Origin of the sequence: Shewanella jiangmenensis (genome assembly GCF_018596335.1) — a bacterium.
In the GTDB taxonomy this organism is placed as follows: Bacteria; Pseudomonadota; Gammaproteobacteria; order Enterobacterales; family Shewanellaceae; genus Shewanella; species Shewanella jiangmenensis.
Map to the genome: position 1 here is coordinate 24408 of NZ_JAHEPS010000014.1, position 16693 is coordinate 41100.

The 16693-nt window shown below is 55.9% G+C and carries 12 protein-coding genes; 2 read left to right on the forward strand and 10 right to left on the reverse strand.

Features of this window, described 5'->3' with window-relative positions:
* Nucleotides 1-151 precede the first annotated feature (151 nt).
* The 7 genes from glpK to leuA all read right to left on the reverse strand — a co-directional run bounded on the left by glpK (nucleotide 152) and on the right by leuA (nucleotide 9017).
* The gene (gene glpK, locus KJI95_RS18645; RefSeq protein WP_214508716.1) at nucleotides 152-1660 is read right to left on the reverse strand and encodes a glycerol kinase GlpK; all 1509 of its coding nucleotides are present in this window, start codon (nucleotides 1658-1660) and stop codon (nucleotides 152-154) included.
* A 58-nt stretch (nucleotides 1661-1718) separates the two neighbouring features.
* Nucleotides 1719-2246, reverse strand: coding sequence for a nuclear transport factor 2 family protein (locus KJI95_RS18650; protein WP_214508717.1), 528 nt, complete (start codon nucleotides 2244-2246; stop codon nucleotides 1719-1721).
* Nucleotides 2247-2397: 151 nt separating this feature from the next.
* Entirely contained in the window at nucleotides 2398-3750 is a 1353-nt protein-coding gene (locus tag KJI95_RS18655; protein WP_214508718.1) for an outer membrane protein transport protein, read from the reverse strand.
* A gap of 525 nt (nucleotides 3751-4275) precedes the next feature.
* Nucleotides 4276-4881 (reverse strand): 3-isopropylmalate dehydratase small subunit, encoded by a 606-nt coding sequence (gene leuD, locus KJI95_RS18660; protein WP_214508719.1) that lies wholly within the window; start codon nucleotides 4879-4881, stop codon nucleotides 4276-4278.
* 3 nt (nucleotides 4882-4884) lie between these two features.
* A complete protein-coding gene (gene leuC, locus KJI95_RS18665; protein ID WP_214508720.1) occupies nucleotides 4885-6297 on the reverse strand; it encodes a 3-isopropylmalate dehydratase large subunit in 1413 nt (470 codons plus the stop codon).
* Nucleotides 6297-7391, reverse strand: a complete 1095-nt coding sequence (leuB, locus tag KJI95_RS18670; RefSeq protein WP_214508721.1) for a 3-isopropylmalate dehydrogenase — start codon at nucleotides 7389-7391, stop codon at nucleotides 6297-6299. The genes leuC and leuB overlap by 1 nt, the downstream gene beginning before the upstream one ends.
* Nucleotides 7392-7448: 57 nt before the next feature.
* A complete protein-coding gene (gene leuA, locus KJI95_RS18675) occupies nucleotides 7449-9017 on the reverse strand; it encodes a 2-isopropylmalate synthase (protein ID WP_214508722.1) in 1569 nt (522 codons plus the stop codon).
* Nucleotides 9018-9524: 507 nt separating this feature from the next.
* Between leuA and KJI95_RS18680 the strand changes: the two genes are divergently transcribed.
* Complete coding sequence (locus tag KJI95_RS18680; protein WP_214508723.1) at nucleotides 9525-11279, forward strand: diguanylate cyclase domain-containing protein; 1755 nt, start codon at nucleotides 9525-9527, stop codon at nucleotides 11277-11279.
* Here the strand turns inward: KJI95_RS18680 and recQ are convergent.
* Entirely contained in the window at nucleotides 11249-13084 is a 1836-nt protein-coding gene (recQ, locus tag KJI95_RS18685; RefSeq protein WP_214508724.1) for a DNA helicase RecQ, read from the reverse strand. The genes KJI95_RS18680 and recQ overlap by 31 nt on opposite strands.
* A gap of 229 nt (nucleotides 13085-13313) precedes the next feature.
* Here recQ and rarD point away from each other — a divergent pair, with 229 nt between their 5' ends.
* Nucleotides 13314-14195 carry an EamA family transporter RarD gene (gene rarD / locus KJI95_RS18690; RefSeq protein ID WP_214508725.1) on the forward strand — a complete coding sequence of 294 codons (882 nt, stop codon included), beginning with the start codon at nucleotides 13314-13316 and terminating at the stop codon, nucleotides 14193-14195.
* A 70-nt stretch (nucleotides 14196-14265) separates the two neighbouring features.
* Here rarD and KJI95_RS18695 read toward each other — a convergent pair whose 3' ends face one another.
* Together KJI95_RS18695 and argA are read right to left on the reverse strand one after the other, a co-directional pair.
* Nucleotides 14266-14811, reverse strand: a complete 546-nt coding sequence (locus KJI95_RS18695; RefSeq protein WP_214508726.1) for a PH domain-containing protein — start codon at nucleotides 14809-14811, stop codon at nucleotides 14266-14268.
* Nucleotides 14812-15333: 522 nt separating this feature from the next.
* Nucleotides 15334-16653, reverse strand: coding sequence for an amino-acid N-acetyltransferase (argA, locus tag KJI95_RS18700; RefSeq protein ID WP_214508727.1), 1320 nt, complete (start codon nucleotides 16651-16653; stop codon nucleotides 15334-15336).
* Nucleotides 16654-16693 lie beyond the last annotated feature (40 nt).

Here is a 16693-nt window from a genome sequence, read left to right on the forward strand (position 1 = left end):
AGTTTTGTTGGCTCAAGCTTGTATATACAAGTGTCACACTAAAGGCTTCAAAGCGGCCTTATCTTCCGCCTTTTGCATTGCCAGCCTTGCTTGCCTGCAAGGCGCGGCAAGCAAGGCTGCACAAGCAAAGCAGAAAAGGGCCGGCTAAGCCTCAGTCTGCGCTCAGACAACGCCTCACCGCCCGCTGCCAGCCGCCATAAAGCACAGCGCGCTCGCTATCATCCATCAGCGGCACAAAACGCCTGTCTATGACACTCTTGTGGCGGATTTCATCGACACAGCTCCAAAAGCCGGTGGCGAGGCCAGCAAGAAAGGCCGCTCCCAGCGCTGTCGTTTCAGTCAGTGCCGGGCGCAGCACCTCAACGCCTGAGATATCGGCCTGAAACTGCATCAAAAAGTCATTTGCTACCGCACCGCCATCCACCTTCAACTGCTTAAGGGCGACGCCGCTGTCTTTACTCATGGCATCAAGCAGGTCACGGCTTTGGTAAGCGATAGCCTCAAGCGCAGCGCGGATGATGTGATTGCGGTTAGCGCCGCGGGTGAGTCCAACGAGAGTGCCACGGGCATCCGGATCCCAATAGGGCGCGCCCAGGCCCACAAAGGCCGGCACCAGATACACGCCGTTGGTGTCGTCCACCTTGGAGGCAAAATACTCGGTGTCGCTGGCATCGCGGATTAGACCAAGCTCGTCCCTAAGCCATTGAATAGTGGCGCCGCCCATAAATACCGCGCCTTCCAGCGCGTAGCTTATCCCGCCATCGGCCCCAACAGCGATGGTGGTTAAGAGACCATGCTCTGACTTAACCGCCTGCTCGCCTGTGTTCATCAGCAAAAAGCAGCCGGTGCCATAGGTGTTTTTGGCCATTCCGGGCTCGACGCACAGCTGACCAAACAGCGCCGCCTGCTGATCGCCCGCCATACCGGCAACCGGGATTTGTGTGCCTTCACCGGCAATTCGGGTGGTGCCATACACAGCCTGGGACGATTTAACCCCGGGCAGCAGGCTGCGGGGGATGGTAAGCGCCTCAAGCAGCTCATCATCCCATTCACCGCTGTGGATGTTGTACATCAGGGTACGGGAGGCATTGGTGGGGTCGGTCACATGCACCTTGCCTTCAGTGAGCTTCCACACCAACCAGGTATCGACTGTGCCAAACAGCAGCTCGCCTGCGTCGGCCCGCTCACGCACGCCGGGAATATTATCGAGGATCCATTTGATTTTTGTGCCGGAAAAATAAGGGTCGAGCAGAAGGCCGGTTTTTTCGCGAAACAGCCCTTCTAGTCCCGCCGCTTTAAGGGATTCACAAATGGCCGCACTGCGACGACATTGCCACACAATGGCGTTATAAACCGGCTTGCCGGTTTCTTTATCCCAGATGATGGTGGTTTCGCGCTGATTGGTGATACCGATGGCGGCGACCTGCTCGGCATGAATACCGGCGCGGGCAAGTACCTCAATCAAGGTCGAGCTTTGTGAGGCCCAGATCTCCATCGGATCGTGCTCGACCCAACCGCCCTGGGGATAAATCTGACTGAACTCGCGCTGCGACACAGCCACCAGATTGGCGTCGCGATCAAACACTATGGCACGGGAACTGGTGGTACCCTGATCGAGTGCCACCACAAAGGCTTTAGGCTCAGCAGCAGGCTGACTCATGGCAAAATCCTTTTAAAAACAGATATGCAGCGCTCAGGCATTGCCCGAGCAACTTTCCCTATTGGGCCTGCGGCGCGCCGGGCTGTTCCAATTGATTATCACGGGGCTCACAGCCATGGGCCGGGTAATACCAAATAGAAGAGATTTTTTTGTCGACCAGCTCATATACGCCGATGGAGCATTGGCTGCTCACTTCACCCTCGACCTGCCAGCTGACTTGCTCAAGGATACTGACATAATTACCCGACACGGTCAGTGACAGGATATCGGCCTGCGCACCGGGCAGGGATTCAAAGTAATCCTGCAGCGCGGCGCCGAATTCGGCCTGGGTTTCGGCCTTAGTATCGACTTTCTGGCCCTTGATATGGTTCCAGTACACGTCCGGGTTGGTTTGAGACAGCATCTGGGCAATGTTTTTCTGATTGAATGCCGCCAGAAATTCCCGCACAACCGCCTCAGGGGCGTTGGCTTTGGCAACGCTGGCCTCGGGAGCGACCACGGGGGCGGAGGAAGAGATTTCAACCGGCGAGACCTGCGCAAAGGACGATGCGGCCAACAAGGCAGAAAGCAACAACAGGGGTTTCATTTTGCACCTCTTATATTGTTCGGGCAGCCGGGCGCCATTAAAGGCGGCGAGGCAACCTGTGTTCATACATTGGTTGAACACTATACAAGAAACTGGCGATAGCAAAAGCCCCGCAATTGCGGGGCTTGGCGAATTTACGCTTGGGTGCGGCTTACATCTTGTAGCTTAACTGCACACCAGCCAGCCACACGCTGCCACCGGCTTCACCGTTAAAGCTCACATGGGCAAGACCGGCAAGGTTTTGCTCTTCATCAATCGGCGCGTAACCATGGGCGCGGATGTAGGTCAGGCCAAAGTCCACCAGCAGATTTTCACTGGCGCGGTAACCGGCACCAACGCTGAACCACAAACGATCTGAGTCAGGAATGGTGGTGGTGCGGAACTCATCTTCCACCGCAGTGCGGTCAACAGCAAAGCCGCTGCGCACAGTCCAGTCCTGATTCACATTCCAGGTTGAACCAATGGCAAAGCGCCAGTTGTCTTTAAAGTTCTCTTCTTTCACCAGATCCGACTCGATACCGCCCACAGGCTTTGTGTCGCCTGGGAAGTAAGCCACCAGCTGGTCAAACACGCTCCACTGGGTCCAGTTGATACTGGCGTGCAGCGCCACATCGCTGCTCAGCTGATGGAAAGACGACAGCTCAGCAAAGGCTGGCAGCTCCAGCGGCATGTAGCCTTCGATATCCAGGTTCTGGCCACCGTTGTACAGCAGGCCAGAGGCCTTGCCAGACAGCTCCAGCTCTACGCCGCTGTGATAGGCCAGACCAAATCGATGGTTTTCAGTGGCCTGCCAGCTGCCGCCAACTTGCCAGCCGTAGCCAACATCATCGCCTTCCATGGTCTTGAGCACAGTGCCGGGAGCAGGCAGACGGGCAGAAATCTGCGGAGGCAGATTTGGATTGGCCTTGATGGCACCAACCCAGGCTGGGGTTGACGCGCCGATGCTGCCTTCACCGTACACCACGCGGGCACCGGCGCCCAGTGTCACGGCGTCGTTCAGGCGATAGGCGATATTGGGGTTGAACTCAACGGTGGTCACTGCGGTTTCACTGCCAAACAAAGAGGCAGCGTGGGTTGCAGGCAATTCGGTTGCCAGACCATAGTTGGAGTTGACCGCCAGACCCCAAGTCCAGTTGTCGTTGATTTGGCTTGAGTAATAGAAGTTAGGGATAAGCGCACTGTCGGCAACATCATAGGCGTCGGCGTTCAGCGTCACGCCCTGCGGACCAAGCACAGGTGAAGCAATGTGCACATCGCCGGTTACGTCCACTTCGGTGGCCACGTAGATCCCCCCGCCGGAAACCTGGCGGCCTTCAAGGTAGGAGAGCATCGCCGGGTTACGCGCTTGGGCGGAGGCGTTGTCAGCCATGGCCGCTTCACCGGCAAAGGCACGGCCAAGACCGGTGGCAGAATATTCGGCCAGCTGGAAGCCGGCGGCATTTACCTGAGTCGTGATCCCCAGAAGCGCCGCAGATACGGCAAAAGTCAGTGCTGTCTTTTTCATTGTGAGTCTCTGTTATCTGTACTGGTTTGCTGTTCAGGGAATGCCAAACCTAGAGCATTCACTCAAAACAAATGCATGGCAGTGTATCCATGCAGAAGATCTTTGCAACCACAGCCACAAAAACAGCAGATTTCACTGGCACATTACTATTCACACAGTCAGCAAATGACCAAGATCACAGCTTTAAACACCAAGAAGAAACAGATTGATGCCATAAGGTTCGCCAGCTGACTGTCAAAACAGACAACAAAACCAACCAACTCAATGTTTTTATTGCTTAATATTCATATAAAACAGAAAAACAACTGTTCACCAAAATCAGCAATCTGATTCAGAATAATTCACTACTCCACATGGTAAAACCACTTCCTGACAGAGAGCGAGATATAAAATACCATTTAGAATCAGCAGGCTAATAAAATCAAACAACAAAGAAAAACGGCCACCCGCCCCCAATCAAGGTGCCGAATGACCGTTTTTACGCGGCGCTGCTACAGGTGTACGCCGAAATTGGCTCGCAGGTTTTCAGCGACGCCAGGCAGGTATACGTGACTCGTAGTCGCTGATGGCCGCTTCGTGTGCCAGGGTCAGACCGATGGCGTCCAACCCCTTGAGCAGGTTCTGACGGGCAGACTCGGCCAGGGTAAAGCTAAACTCGGCACCCGATGGCGACACCACCTTGAGGTTTTCCAGATCCACAGTCACCTCGGCGCCTTCGCATGCTTCCACTTCGTCCATCAGCTGACGTACAGCGGCTTCCGGCAAACGCACCGGCAGCAGGCCGTTGTTGATTGAGTTACCGTAAAAGATGTCGGCAAAGGTGGGCGCAATGATGGCGCGCAGGCCAAAGTCCGCCAACGCCCAGGGGGCGTGCTCACGGCTGGAGCCGCAGCCAAAGTTCTCCTGGGCCAGCAGAATAGTGGCGCCCTTGTACCTTGGTTTATTGAGGTTGAACTCGGGGTTTGGCACATCACCAGCGTCATCCAGATAGCGCCAGTCGTGGAACAGGTGAATACCAAAGCCGTCCTTGGTCACCTTGGACAGGAACTGCTTGGGGATTATCTGATCCGTGTCGATGTTGGCCGAATCTATGGCCACCGCCAGCCCCTTGTGGGTAGTAAAAGCCTGCATTGATTAATCCTCCAGGGGTCTGTGAACGCGAATATCGACAAAGTGACCGGAAACCGCAGCAGCTGCGGCCATGGCAGGGCTCACCAGATGGGTGCGGCTGCCGCGCCCCTGGCGTCCTTCAAAGTTGCGGTTACTGGTTGAAGCACAGCGATCGCCCGCTTCAAGCCTGTCGTCGTTCATCGCAAGACACATGGAGCAGCCGGGCAAACGCCACTCAAAACCCGCCTCAAGGAAGATTTTATCCAAGCCCTCAGCCTCGGCCTGCAGTTTTACCTGTCCTGAACCCGGTACCACGATGGCGGTCACGCCAGTGGCGACCTTGCGGCCCTTGGCCTGAGCGGCAGCAGCGCGCAAATCTTCAATGCGGGAGTTGGTGCAGGAGCCGATAAACACCTTGTTGATCGCGATGTCGGTCATGGGCGTGCCCGGGGTCAGATCCACATAGGCGAGCGCCTTCTCCATGCTGGTACGCACCACGGGATTGGTTTCATCGGCGGGGTTTGGTACCACGCCGTCGATAGCCACCACCTGGCCTGGGTTAGTGCCCCAGGTCAGCTGCGGCGCAATGGCGGCGGCTTCCAAAACCACTTCGGCATCAAACACGGCATCGGCATCTGTGTGCAGCTCACGCCAGTCGGCCAGAGCCTGCTGCCAGGCATCGCCCTTGGGGGCAAACTCGCGGCCCTCAAGATAAGCAAAGGTGGTTTCATCGGGGGCGACCATACCGGCCTTGGCCCCCATTTCGATGGCCATGTTGCACACAGTCATGCGGCCTTCCATGGAGAGGTCGCGAATGGCCTCACCACAGAACTCCACCACATAGCCGGTGCCGCCATCCATGCCGATTTTGCCAATAATGGCCAGCACTATGTCTTTGGCGGTGATGCCGTCGGCCACCTTGCCGCGCACCTCGATTTTCATGGTCTTGGCCTTGAGCTGGCGCAGGGTCTGGGTAGCCAGTACATGCTCCACTTCCGAGGTACCAATACCGAAGGCGAGCGCACCGAAGGCGCCGTGGGTGGCTGTGTGGGAGTCGCCGCACACAATCACAGTGCCAGGCAGGGTTACGCCAAGCTCGGGGCCCATCACATGCACAATACCCTGATTGGGATGGTGAATATCGTACAGGCGCACATTAAAGTCGCGGCAGTTGTCAGCCAGGGTTTCAACCTGAGTGCGGGCCATGGGGCTTAATGCCGTCAGACTCGCGCTCTTGGTAGAGGTGTTGTGATCCATGGTGGCGAAGGTCTTTTCCACCGCCCGCAGCTTGCGGCCAGCCATCTTCAGACCGCTGAAGGCCTGAGGCGAGGTCACCTCGTGCACCAGATGGCGGTCTACATAGATGATGGGCGCTTCACCGGCAGGCTCGGCCACCAGGTGGGCGTCCCACACTTTTTCATACAGGGTCTTTCCCATCACACACCTTCCCGGATTGCGTTGGCGATAAAGTCGCCCATTTCTTTGGTTGATTTGGCCAGATGACGCTCGTTGGCATTGAGAAGCTCTCCGGTGAGGAAACCGGCTTCCAATGCTGCACTAACAGCGCGCTCGATACAGGCAGCGGCCTCTTCCTGCTTAAGGCTGTGGCGCAGCATCAGCGCGGCAGACAGAATTTGCGCAATCGGGTTGGCAATGCCTTTACCGGCGATATCCGGCGCGCTGCCACCTGCGGGTTCATACAGACCAAAGCCTGAGCCATTCATGGACGCAGAAGACAACAGCCCCATGGAGCCGGTGAGCATGGCGATTTCATCGGACAGAATGTCGCCAAACAGGTTTGAGCAGAGCATCACGTCGAAATCGAACGGACGACGCAGCAGCTGCATGGTGGCGTTATCGATATAGATGTGCTCAAGGGTCACATCGGGGAAGTCTTTGGCAACTTCCTCCACCACCTGACGCCACAGCACAGAGCACGCCAGCACGTTGGCCTTGTCCACAGAAGTCACCTTGCCGCGACGACCACGGGCAGCCTCGAAGGCGATTTTGGCGATGCGGCGGATTTCGCGGCGGCTGTAACGCATGGTGTCGAAAGCCTCCTCTTCTTCACCTTCGCCCTGACGGCCTTTTGGCTTGCCAAAATAGATGCCGCCGGTCAGCTCACGCACGCACAGCACATCGAAGCCCTGAGAGGAGATATCGGCGCGCAGCGGCGACATGTGCTCAAGACCTGTGTGCAGCTTGGCCGGACGCAGGTTACAGAAAAGCTCGAAGTGACCACGCAGTGGCAGCAAGGCGCCACGCTCAGGTTGCTCGTTGGGTGGCAGATGCTCCCACTTGGGGCCACCCACCGAGCCAAACAGGATGGCATCGGCTGCTTCACAGCCCTTGAGGGTCGCATCCGGCAGCGGGCAGCCGTGGTTGTCGATGGCAATACCGCCCACATCGTATTCGCTGTACTCGATATCGAGGTTAAAGCGTGTCTCGATGGCACTCAGCACCTTACGCGCCTCTGCCATCACCTCGGGACCAATGCCGTCTCCCGCCAATACCGCAATCTGGTAACTCATGCTTTGCTCTGCTCCTGCGACTCTATTCTTTATGTTTTAAATTTTTGACCGGACGACTTACACGCCGCCCAGCTCACGACTCTTTTGAATTTGCTGCTTGCAATGGGCCACCTTGTCGGCGCGCCAGGTCAGGTTCATCACATGCACCAGCGCGCGGGCCGAAGCCTCGACTACGTCGGTGGCAAGCCCCACACCGTGGAAGTTGCGCTCGCCGTAGCGGGCGGTGATGTCCACCTGCCCCAATGCATTCTGACCTTCGCCTTTGGCGCCAAGCTTGTAGCTGCTGATATTGATGTTGCAGCCGCTGGCGCGGGCGATGGCGTTATAGGCAGCATCCACAGGACCATTGCCGGTGGCGGCCTCGGTGACGACTTCTTCCCCGATGCGGATCCGCACTGTGGCGGTGGCCTGGCCTTCGGTGGAGTCAGACTGCACGACGAGCTGCTCCATCACATAATGGTCATCGTCTTCGGCCTGGGCTTCCATAAAAGCCAGCGCTTCCAGGTCGTAATCGAACACCTGTCCCTTGCGGTCGGCCAGTTTCAAAAACTCGGCGTACAACACATCCATATCGTAATCATCCGGGCCATAACCCATTTCTTCCATGCGGTGCTTAATCACATGGCGGCCGGAGCGCGAGGTCATGTTCAGGTTGTTACGGTTCAGGCCTATGCTCTCGGGGGTCATGATTTCATAGGTGTTTTGCGCCTTTAACATGCCGTCCTGGTGGATACCGGAGGAGTGGGTAAAGGCGTTGGAGCCCACAATGGCCTTGTTGGGCTGAATAGGCATGTTGCACAGCTGGCTGACCAGCGACGAGGTGCGGTGAATTTCGCGGGCGTTGATGTTGGTCGACAGCCCCAGCAAATCTTTGCGGGTGGCCAAAATCATGGCGATTTCTTCCAATGAACAGTTACCAGCGCGCTCACCGATACCGTTGACGGTACATTCAATCTGGCGCGCGCCCATTTGCACCGCGGCGATGGAGTTGGCCACCGACAAACCCAAATCGTCATGGCAGTGCACCGAAATCACGGCCTGATCTATGTTCGGCACCCGGTTAAACAGGGTCTGGATAATACCGCCAAACTCGCTCGGCACTGTATAACCCACGGTATCCGGAATATTAATAGTGCGGGCACCGGCGTTAATTGCGGCCTCAACCATGCGGCACAGGTTATCAATCGGGGTGCGGCCGGCGTCTTCACAGGAGAATTCCACGTCATCGGTAAAGCGGCGGGCGTATTTCACCGCGCCCACGGCCATCTCCAGCACCTGTTCGAAAGAGCGTTTGAGCTTGCTCTCCACGTGGATGCTGGAAGTTGAAATGAAGGTGTGAATACGGAACTGTTCGGCCACCGACAGCGCCTGCGCGGCGGCATCAATGTCCTTTTCGAGCGCCCGGGACAAGGCGCATACCCGGCTGTTTTTAATATTGCGGGCAATGGTTTGCACCGACTCAAAGTCACCGGGAGACGATACCGGAAAGCCCACTTCCATCACATCTACCCCAAGGCGCTCGAGGGCGAAGGCGATTTGCAGCTTCTCTTTAACCGACAGGCTCGCGGCCAGCGCCTGTTCGCCGTCCCTTAAGGTAGTATCAAAAATGATGACGCTGTTTGACATTCCGCTTCTCCATGGAACCCGCCTGAGGTTCGCTGTTTCACTGCTTTAATGACTGTTGTTAAAACGAAAAACCCCGCGACTTCGGCGCGGGGTTTTGTGTGGTTTGCTTATTCAGCGAGCGTGCAACACTAACTCCTCCGCGCAGGGTTTGCGAGAGAAAGAAGAAGGAGAAGCTCAAAACGCACACTGATTCTATTCATAAAAACCAAATAATTATGCTGGACAAAAACCAGACTGGTGACCCTATATGTAACGTGCGGCTTTGGGAGTGTCAACCCCAAAATTTTCACATTGCACAGTTCAGACCAGCACCAATGACCAGTTTTAGCTCGGGTTCAACACAAAAGCGGTGTTTTTTCAGGCAAGGGCGCACAAGCAACCTGATGATTCGCTTAAGGCAGCAGATTACAATCCAGCCAAAAGCGCTTTTTCGATTTATGCACATAGCATTCGAAAATTGGTATACTGCCCGCCGCAAACTGATATGTCGATACACCCGGAGTCACAATGGAATTTCATCAAAGGATTTGTTGCGCGCTGCTATGGCTGCTGCCATGGTTTGCCTGTGCGTCAGACCCGCTGGATGATCTCAACACTCTGGTATATCAGTACCCGGCCGAAGCCAATAAAAAGCTGCTCAAACTTGAAGAAGAGTTCAGAAGCCATAAGCCTGAGCCCTTCAAGGAGCTGCGTTTAAAGATACTGCGCTGCGAAGCCCTGTTACAAATGGGCGAAAACGAAGCCGCCATCAACATGGCTCAAACCGGCGAGGCCATCGCCAAGCAGCTGCGGGCCGAGCATGTCAGGCCCTATTTTATGTCATGCCTGGCCGACGCCTACAGCAGCTACGACAATCTGCAAATCGCGCTGCCGCAACTGGACTCCGCCATCACGCTGGCCAAACGTTATCAGCAACCCCAGGCCTTGGTGACAGCACTCAGGCTGCGCGGCCAGATAGATACCGAAAACGACAACTTTACTTCGGCTATTGAAGATTTGCGTCTGGCACTCGATGTCTACGACAGCATAAACATTCAGGAAGAAAATTGGGCATGGCCCCCCAAGGCCTACGTTCAGGCCGCCATGGGCAACCTGCTTTACGCAACCGGCGATACTCAGCAAGCCATGTACTATATGGAGCAGGGACTGAAAAGCCCGGAGGCAAAGGGGAAAATTCGTCAGGTGCTTCTGCTCAATGCCGCCAAAATTGCATTCCATCAGGGGAACACAGAAGCCTCTGACAGGTACCTTAAAGAAGCCCGCACCTTACTGCCTGAGCTTAGCTCTGCGCTGGAATTGGCTATCAGCTACTCCATCATTGCATCCATCGAAATAGAAAGAGGCCGCGCAGAAAAAGCGAGGGAATTGCTTGAAGTTGCACTGAACACCTTTGAGCAACAGCAAAAACAGGTCCACTCAATGCGCACCCGCAAATTGCTTGCCGACGTTGCCTTTGCCAGTGGTGATGATAAAACGGCGCTGGCGCTGATGGAAAAGGCCATCCGCACCGCACAGCAAATGCAGGTCTATTCCGATTTGGCCAATTACCAGCTGGCATTGGCAAAGTACTATGCCGACCAAAACGAGTACAAGCGCGCCTATCAGTATCTTGACCAGAGCTATCAAGCCGCCAATAAGGCCAACGCCAATACCAATCACACCCGGGTGCTGCAATTCAAGGCGCGCCTCAGCCAGCGCACCAGTGATGCAACTCTGGAAAAAGTGCTCAGCGACAATCTGCAGGACAGACGCAATATCAATTGGATGTATCTGTTTTTACTGACCATGGTGGTGCTACTGCTCAGCATAGTGATTTGGCAATTGATGCGGCATATGGCGCTGAGAAAGGCAATGCAGGTTGAGCCAGCCCCGCAAACGCCGCAGCAGCATCTTGAAAGCGCCATGCAGCACGCCAAGCGTGGCAATCACTCGCTGTCTATTTTGCTGCTCAATGTCCGCGAAGTGGACCCTGTGGAGTTGCCGGAGCTAAAGCTTGCGCTGGAAAAGCGGCTGCGTGAGACCGATATGATTTTCCGCCACTCAGGCGATGAGCTGTTGATTTTACTGCCCTATACCAGCAATCAGGGCGCTGAGCTGGTGATGGAGCAATTAACCCCTGAGCTTGCAAAATTCAGCGATGGGAAAAACAACCTGGGCCATGCCTGCATGCATCAGTTTGATACCGCCGAGACCCTGATTAAACGCGCGACCACCCGGGGCATGAGCCGGGCTCAGCTCGACGGAAACTCGCCGGCAAGATAAGCCTCGATTTCATCAAGAAACGCGGCGCCAAACTTGGCAAGCTTACGCTCGCCCACGCCGTTGACCGCCAGCAGCTCACCTTCTGACTTAGGCATCATCCAAGCCATTTCCGCCAGGGTGGCATCGTTGAACACCAGATACGGCGGCAGATCGTGCTCCTCAGCAATAGTGCGGCGCAGCGACTTGAGCCTGGCAAACAAGCGGCGGTCGTAATTAATCGGCGCCTTGCTGTTAGTCCGTTTACGGGGCGCCTCGGCAAGACTCAGCCTTGGCTCCGCCAGCATCAGCGCAACGTCGCCTTTGAGTACAGGTCTCGCCGACGGATTAAGCCGCACAGAGGAGCCGCGGGTAATGTCCTGACTGGCAAGCCCCAGATGAATGAGCTGGCGCACCACACTGAGCCAATGCTCATGGCTCTTATCCTTGCCTATGCCCCAGGTCGTCAGCTTATCGTGACCGCGCTCGACCACAGACGCCGCCTTGGAGCCCCGCAGCACTTCAATCAGATGGTTGACACCAAAGCGCTGCTCAAGCCTGTATATACAAGATAAAACCTTCTGCGCATCTTCGGTGCCATTGTATCTTTTGGGTGGGTCGAGGCAGATATCGCAGTTACCACAAGGCTCATTGGCCGACTCGCCAAAATAGTGCAGCAGCACCTGACGGCGGCAGGTTTGCGCCTCGGCAAAGGCCGCCATTGATGACAGTTTATGAAACTCTACCTGCTGCTGCGGCCCGGGGGGCTGCTGCTCAATCAAGTGCCGTACCCGGCCAATGTCCGCAGGATCAAACAGCAGCAGCGCCTCGGCATCCAAACCATCGCGCCCGCCGCGGCCGGTTTCCTGGTAGTAAGACTCGATGCTTTTCGGGATGTCATAGTGCACCACAAAGCGCACGTTGGACTTGTTGATCCCCATGCCAAAGGCAACTGTAGCAACAACCACATCTATCTGATCTTTAAGAAAACGCTCCTGCACACTGGCCCGCTCATCCACTGTCATACCGGCATGATAAGCCTCGGCGTAAAAGCCTTGCTGGCGTAAACGCTGAGCCACTTCATCCACCCGGCGACGACTGCCACAATACACTATGCCGCTGGCGCCTTTCTGAGACTGAATAAATTGGCGCAGCTGATTGGCTGCATTGAGCTTTTCAGCCACTGTGTAGCGAATATTGGGCCGGTCAAAACTGGACAGGTGCTGATACGGTGCAATCGCAAGTCGCTGACAAATGCTGACCCGGGTCGCGGCATCTGCGGTGGCCGTCAACGCCATCACAGGCACATGGGGGAATCGCTGTTTGAGTTGACCGAGCTCGGCATACTCAGGACGGAAGTCATGACCCCATTCACTGATGCAATGCGCCTCATCGATGGCAAACAAACTCAGCTGCACATCGTCAAGCCGACTTAAAAAGTCGCCCTGCAGCAAACGCTCCGGTGATACATAGAGCAGCTTCAGCTCGCCCTGACGCAATTGCCGCAGTACTTCTATCGCCTGCTCACGCCCCTGGGACGAATTCAGGTAAGCCGCAGCGACACCGGATTGCAGCAGGCTGTCGACCTGATCCTTCATCAGTGAAATCAGCGGCGACACCACCAAAGTCACGCCGGGCAACACCAGCGCAGGCACCTGATAACAAAGGCTTTTACCGCCACCGGTAGGCATGATCACCAGACAATCTTCACCGGCACATACCCGCTGCATTACCTCCCGCTGCCCGGGACGAAAATCCCGGTAGCCAAATACCTGAGACAGGCATTGACCCAGTGCGTCGGATTGGGAAATGGGTGCGAGTTGTTCCATGAAACTGCCATTGGATGAAATCAGGCCGACATTCTAACCAAGCTGGCGCCCTGTGTCTTGCGCCTTCCACCCACAAGGCCGACTGTTGCGGGAAATATCCGGCAACCGGCATGCAGAGTTGCCAATCAGCATGGTGAACGATTAACTGTAAAGCTTGAGCGTATAATAGTACGGCGCTTACAATGCGCGCCCCGCGGCGACTCATGCGCCCGACTTCAGAGATCCCAAGATGCACACAGAACACGAATTTCGAAAAGGCATGCTGCTGGCTATCGCCGCCTACACCATGTGGGGATTTGCGCCGCTGTATTTCAAACTACTGGCAGAGGTCCCGGCGACCGACATTTTGCTGCATCGGGTGCTGTGGTCATTTGTGTTCACCGCCATGCTGATGACTCTGATTGGTGGGTTTGACAAACTGAAGCAACTGCTGCGAAACCCCAGGCAATTGGGGGTGCTGCTGATAACCTCGGTGCTTATTGCCGGCAACTGGCTACTGTTTATCTGGGCGGTAAACAACGACCACATGCTGGATGCAAGCCTGGGTTATTACATCAACCCTTTATTTAACGTATTGCTTGGCATGATTTTTTTGGGTGAGCGACTGAGGCGCCTGCAGTGGCTGGCGGTAGCGCTTGCGGCGGCGGGTGTTGCGGTGCAGCTGATATCCTTTGGCTCTATTCCTGTGGTGTCGCTGGCACTGGCGGGCTCATTTGGCATTTATGGACTGCTTCGCAAGAAGGTCAAGGTAGACGCCAAAACCGGCTTGTTGGTGGAAACCGCGATTTTGATGCCGGTGGCGCTCGGTTACCTGATGATGACATTAGGCTCTGCCAGCCACAGCATGCTGGTAAATGACTGGCAGCTTAACCTGCTGCTGATGGCGGCCGGTATAGTCACCACGGCGCCGCTGCTGTGCTTTGCCGGCGCAGCCGTTCGTATCCCATTGTCCTTGCTTGGCTTTATTCAGTATATCGGCCCAAGCATCATGTTCATTCTCGCCGTAACCCTGTACAAGGAACCGTTCGATATCGAAAAGGCCATCACCTTTGGCTTTATCTGGACCGCGCTCGCCATCTTCTCCCTGGACATGCTGAGACGACGCGGCTAATCAGCCCTGTTGGGAATACTGGCCGCACTGAGCTGGCAGAGACGTACCACCAGCCCTTCCAATCGCTCGGCTAGCGAGCGGCGCCGGTCGCAACGGCCTGACGCAATGCGGCCAGCAGCTTGTCGCCGTCCGGGGTGCTGAGGACTAAGATGTAATTATCACTGGTCGGGATAACAAGCAGCGGCGCATCACCGGTCACCGACACCAACGCTCTGGTATCTGAATCTTTCAAGCGAAACCAACCCAGATTGTAACCCGGCATCCCCACACCATTGGTTCGAAACCCCAGCTTTGGCGCATCCGAAGCCTTTGCATCGATGACACGCGCGGCATCAAGCTGCAACGATGCTATCGGCACTTCGCGGCTGTATGCGGGCAAATCAAGCACAAGTTTGGTGGGCTCAAGCTGCACCTTAGCCGACAGAGCGCCTATAAAAATCCAGCCAAGCAGCAGGGTAACGGCGAGTATTATCCCGGTCGCCACCGAGCGCGCGGTCACCGTCATGGGCTTACGCCTGGCAAAGAAACCTATCAGCACAACCCCTGCCAGTAAGCCAACCGCGCCCCACAGCGCATTACCAGCGAGTGGTGCAAGTAAAAATGTGTGTGTTGTCATGACTAAGCCTTTGAATGATTAGTTCTCTTCGCTATCGAGCTCAAGCCATGGCGCCCTAAGTCTGAGCCATAGCGTCCTGAGTCATAGTGTCCTGAGTATGAGCCATAGTGCCCGGAGTCATAGCGTGCTGAGTCTTAGCCCCAGCGAAATTGCTCCTGAAACGAAGCCTCTGAAACATTGCCCCTGAAACTTAGCGCCGTGGGTGGTCAAGCCCAGTGAATGCTCAAGCCCGAATCGTAGCGGTCAACCTTTTCGCACCCGAGCGCTGGCACGCGGAATAACCGCGCTTCGAAGCCAGCCCCCTCATAGGGTTACGCTACATGCTAAGATTGCGCCAAAGACATAATATGTCAAACGCTTTTTGACATAACCTGTCACGACAGGCACAAGCGCCAGCCTAAGATGCCAAGCCCCCTAAAACGCCAAATGTCCTGCAAGCAACCAAGCTGATTCGGCAGTCAGCATAAACAAACAACCAGCCCGAAGGCTGGTTGTTTAGTTTTGATGCAAAAATCGGATAAATCAGAGATCCAAGGCCAGGATCTTGGAGCGGCGCTGATAGTTATACAGCTGCTTCTTCTTGGCGGGCAGTGCATCCACTTCCACCAAGTCGAAACCATGCTCCTGAAACCAGTGGATACTGCGGGTCGTCAGTGCAAACAGCCGCGAATAACCACGTACTTTTGCCTGACCTATGATGTTTTTAAGCAGTAAACTGCCGCGGTCGGCATCGCGGTAATCGGGATGCACCACCAAACAGGCAAATTCGCCAGCGTTATCTTCTTCAAAGGGATACAGCGCGGCGCAGCCAATCACCAGGCCGTCACGCTCAATCACCATAAACTGCTCAATCTCAATCTCCAGCTGCTCGCGGGAGCGGCGCACCAGAATGCCCTGCTCTTCCATGGGCCGAATGAGGTTAAGAATGCCGCCAATGTCGCCAATGGAGGCGCGGCGCAGGCGCTCGGCGCTCTCAGTAACGATTTGAGTACCGATACCGTCGCGGGAAAACAGCTCCTGCAGAAGCGCACCATCGTCGAGGTAGCTCACCAGGTGGCAGCGCGACACACCGCTGCGACAGGCATCGATACTGGCCTTAAGAAACGCCAGCGTGCCGACACAGGCTTGCCCCGCTTCCTGCATACGGGTCAGAATTTTCTGCGCGTCGTTGGGCATCAGCTCAGCAATCACATCACCGTTACGATCCATGATGCCGTTATGCGCACTGAAGCCAATCATCTTGTCGGCTTTAAGCTTGACCGCCACCTGGGTGGCAATCTCCTCGGCGGTGAGGTTAAAGCTTTCGCCAGTTACAGACGCAGCAATCGGCCCCATCAGCACTATGCCGTGGCTGTCGAGCTGATGTTTCAGGCCCTGCACATCAATGCGGCGCACACGGCCGGAGAGGCAATAATCCACGCCATCGTCCACCCCAAGCGGCTGCGCAATCACAAAGTTGCCGCTGACCACGTTGAGCTGCGCGCCCTGCATCGGCGTATTGGACAGGCTCATGGACAAACGGGCGGTGATATCAAACTGCAGCGACCCGGCCACCTGCTTAATCACCTTCAAGGTGTCTTCGTCGGTGATGCGCACACCATTGTGGTATGCCGGCGCTATGCCGTGCAGTTCGAGCGCGGCATCGATTTGGGGTCTGGCACCGTAAACCAGCACAATGCGGATCCCCAAACTGTGCAGCAGCGCCACATCGTTGATGATGGCTCGAAACTGGGGCTGCACCATGGCCTCGCCGCCGAGCATGACCACAAAGGTCTTTCCGCGGTGAGCATTGACATAAGGGGCTGAATGACGGAATCCGTCAACCAATTCGGTTGTACGCACAGGCTGTTTAGTCCTCACAGGCACCGGCGCAGTGCTGCTG

Coding starts and splice junctions, on each gene's coding strand:
- KJI95_RS18650 (WP_214508717.1), bottom strand. CDS start 2,246: ATGAAACCCCTGTTGTTGCTTTCTGCCTTGTTGGCCGCATCGTCCTTT.
- leuB (WP_214508721.1), bottom strand. CDS start 7,391: ATGAGTTACCAGATTGCGGTATTGGCGGGAGACGGCATTGGTCCCGAG.
- KJI95_RS18695 (WP_214508726.1), bottom strand. CDS start 14,811: ATGACAACACACACATTTTTACTTGCACCACTCGCTGGTAATGCGCTG.
- recQ (WP_214508724.1), bottom strand. CDS start 13,084: ATGGAACAACTCGCACCCATTTCCCAATCCGACGCACTGGGTCAATGC.
- rarD (WP_214508725.1), top strand. CDS start 13,314: ATGCACACAGAACACGAATTTCGAAAAGGCATGCTGCTGGCTATCGCC.
- KJI95_RS18680 (WP_214508723.1), top strand. CDS start 9,525: ATGGAATTTCATCAAAGGATTTGTTGCGCGCTGCTATGGCTGCTGCCA.
- glpK (WP_214508716.1), bottom strand. CDS start 1,660: ATGAGTCAGCCTGCTGCTGAGCCTAAAGCCTTTGTGGTGGCACTCGAT.
- leuC (WP_214508720.1), bottom strand. CDS start 6,297: ATGGGAAAGACCCTGTATGAAAAAGTGTGGGACGCCCACCTGGTGGCC.
- leuA (WP_214508722.1), bottom strand. CDS start 9,017: ATGTCAAACAGCGTCATCATTTTTGATACTACCTTAAGGGACGGCGAA.
- leuD (WP_214508719.1), bottom strand. CDS start 4,881: ATGCAGGCTTTTACTACCCACAAGGGGCTGGCGGTGGCCATAGATTCG.
- KJI95_RS18655 (WP_214508718.1), bottom strand. CDS start 3,750: ATGAAAAAGACAGCACTGACTTTTGCCGTATCTGCGGCGCTTCTGGGG.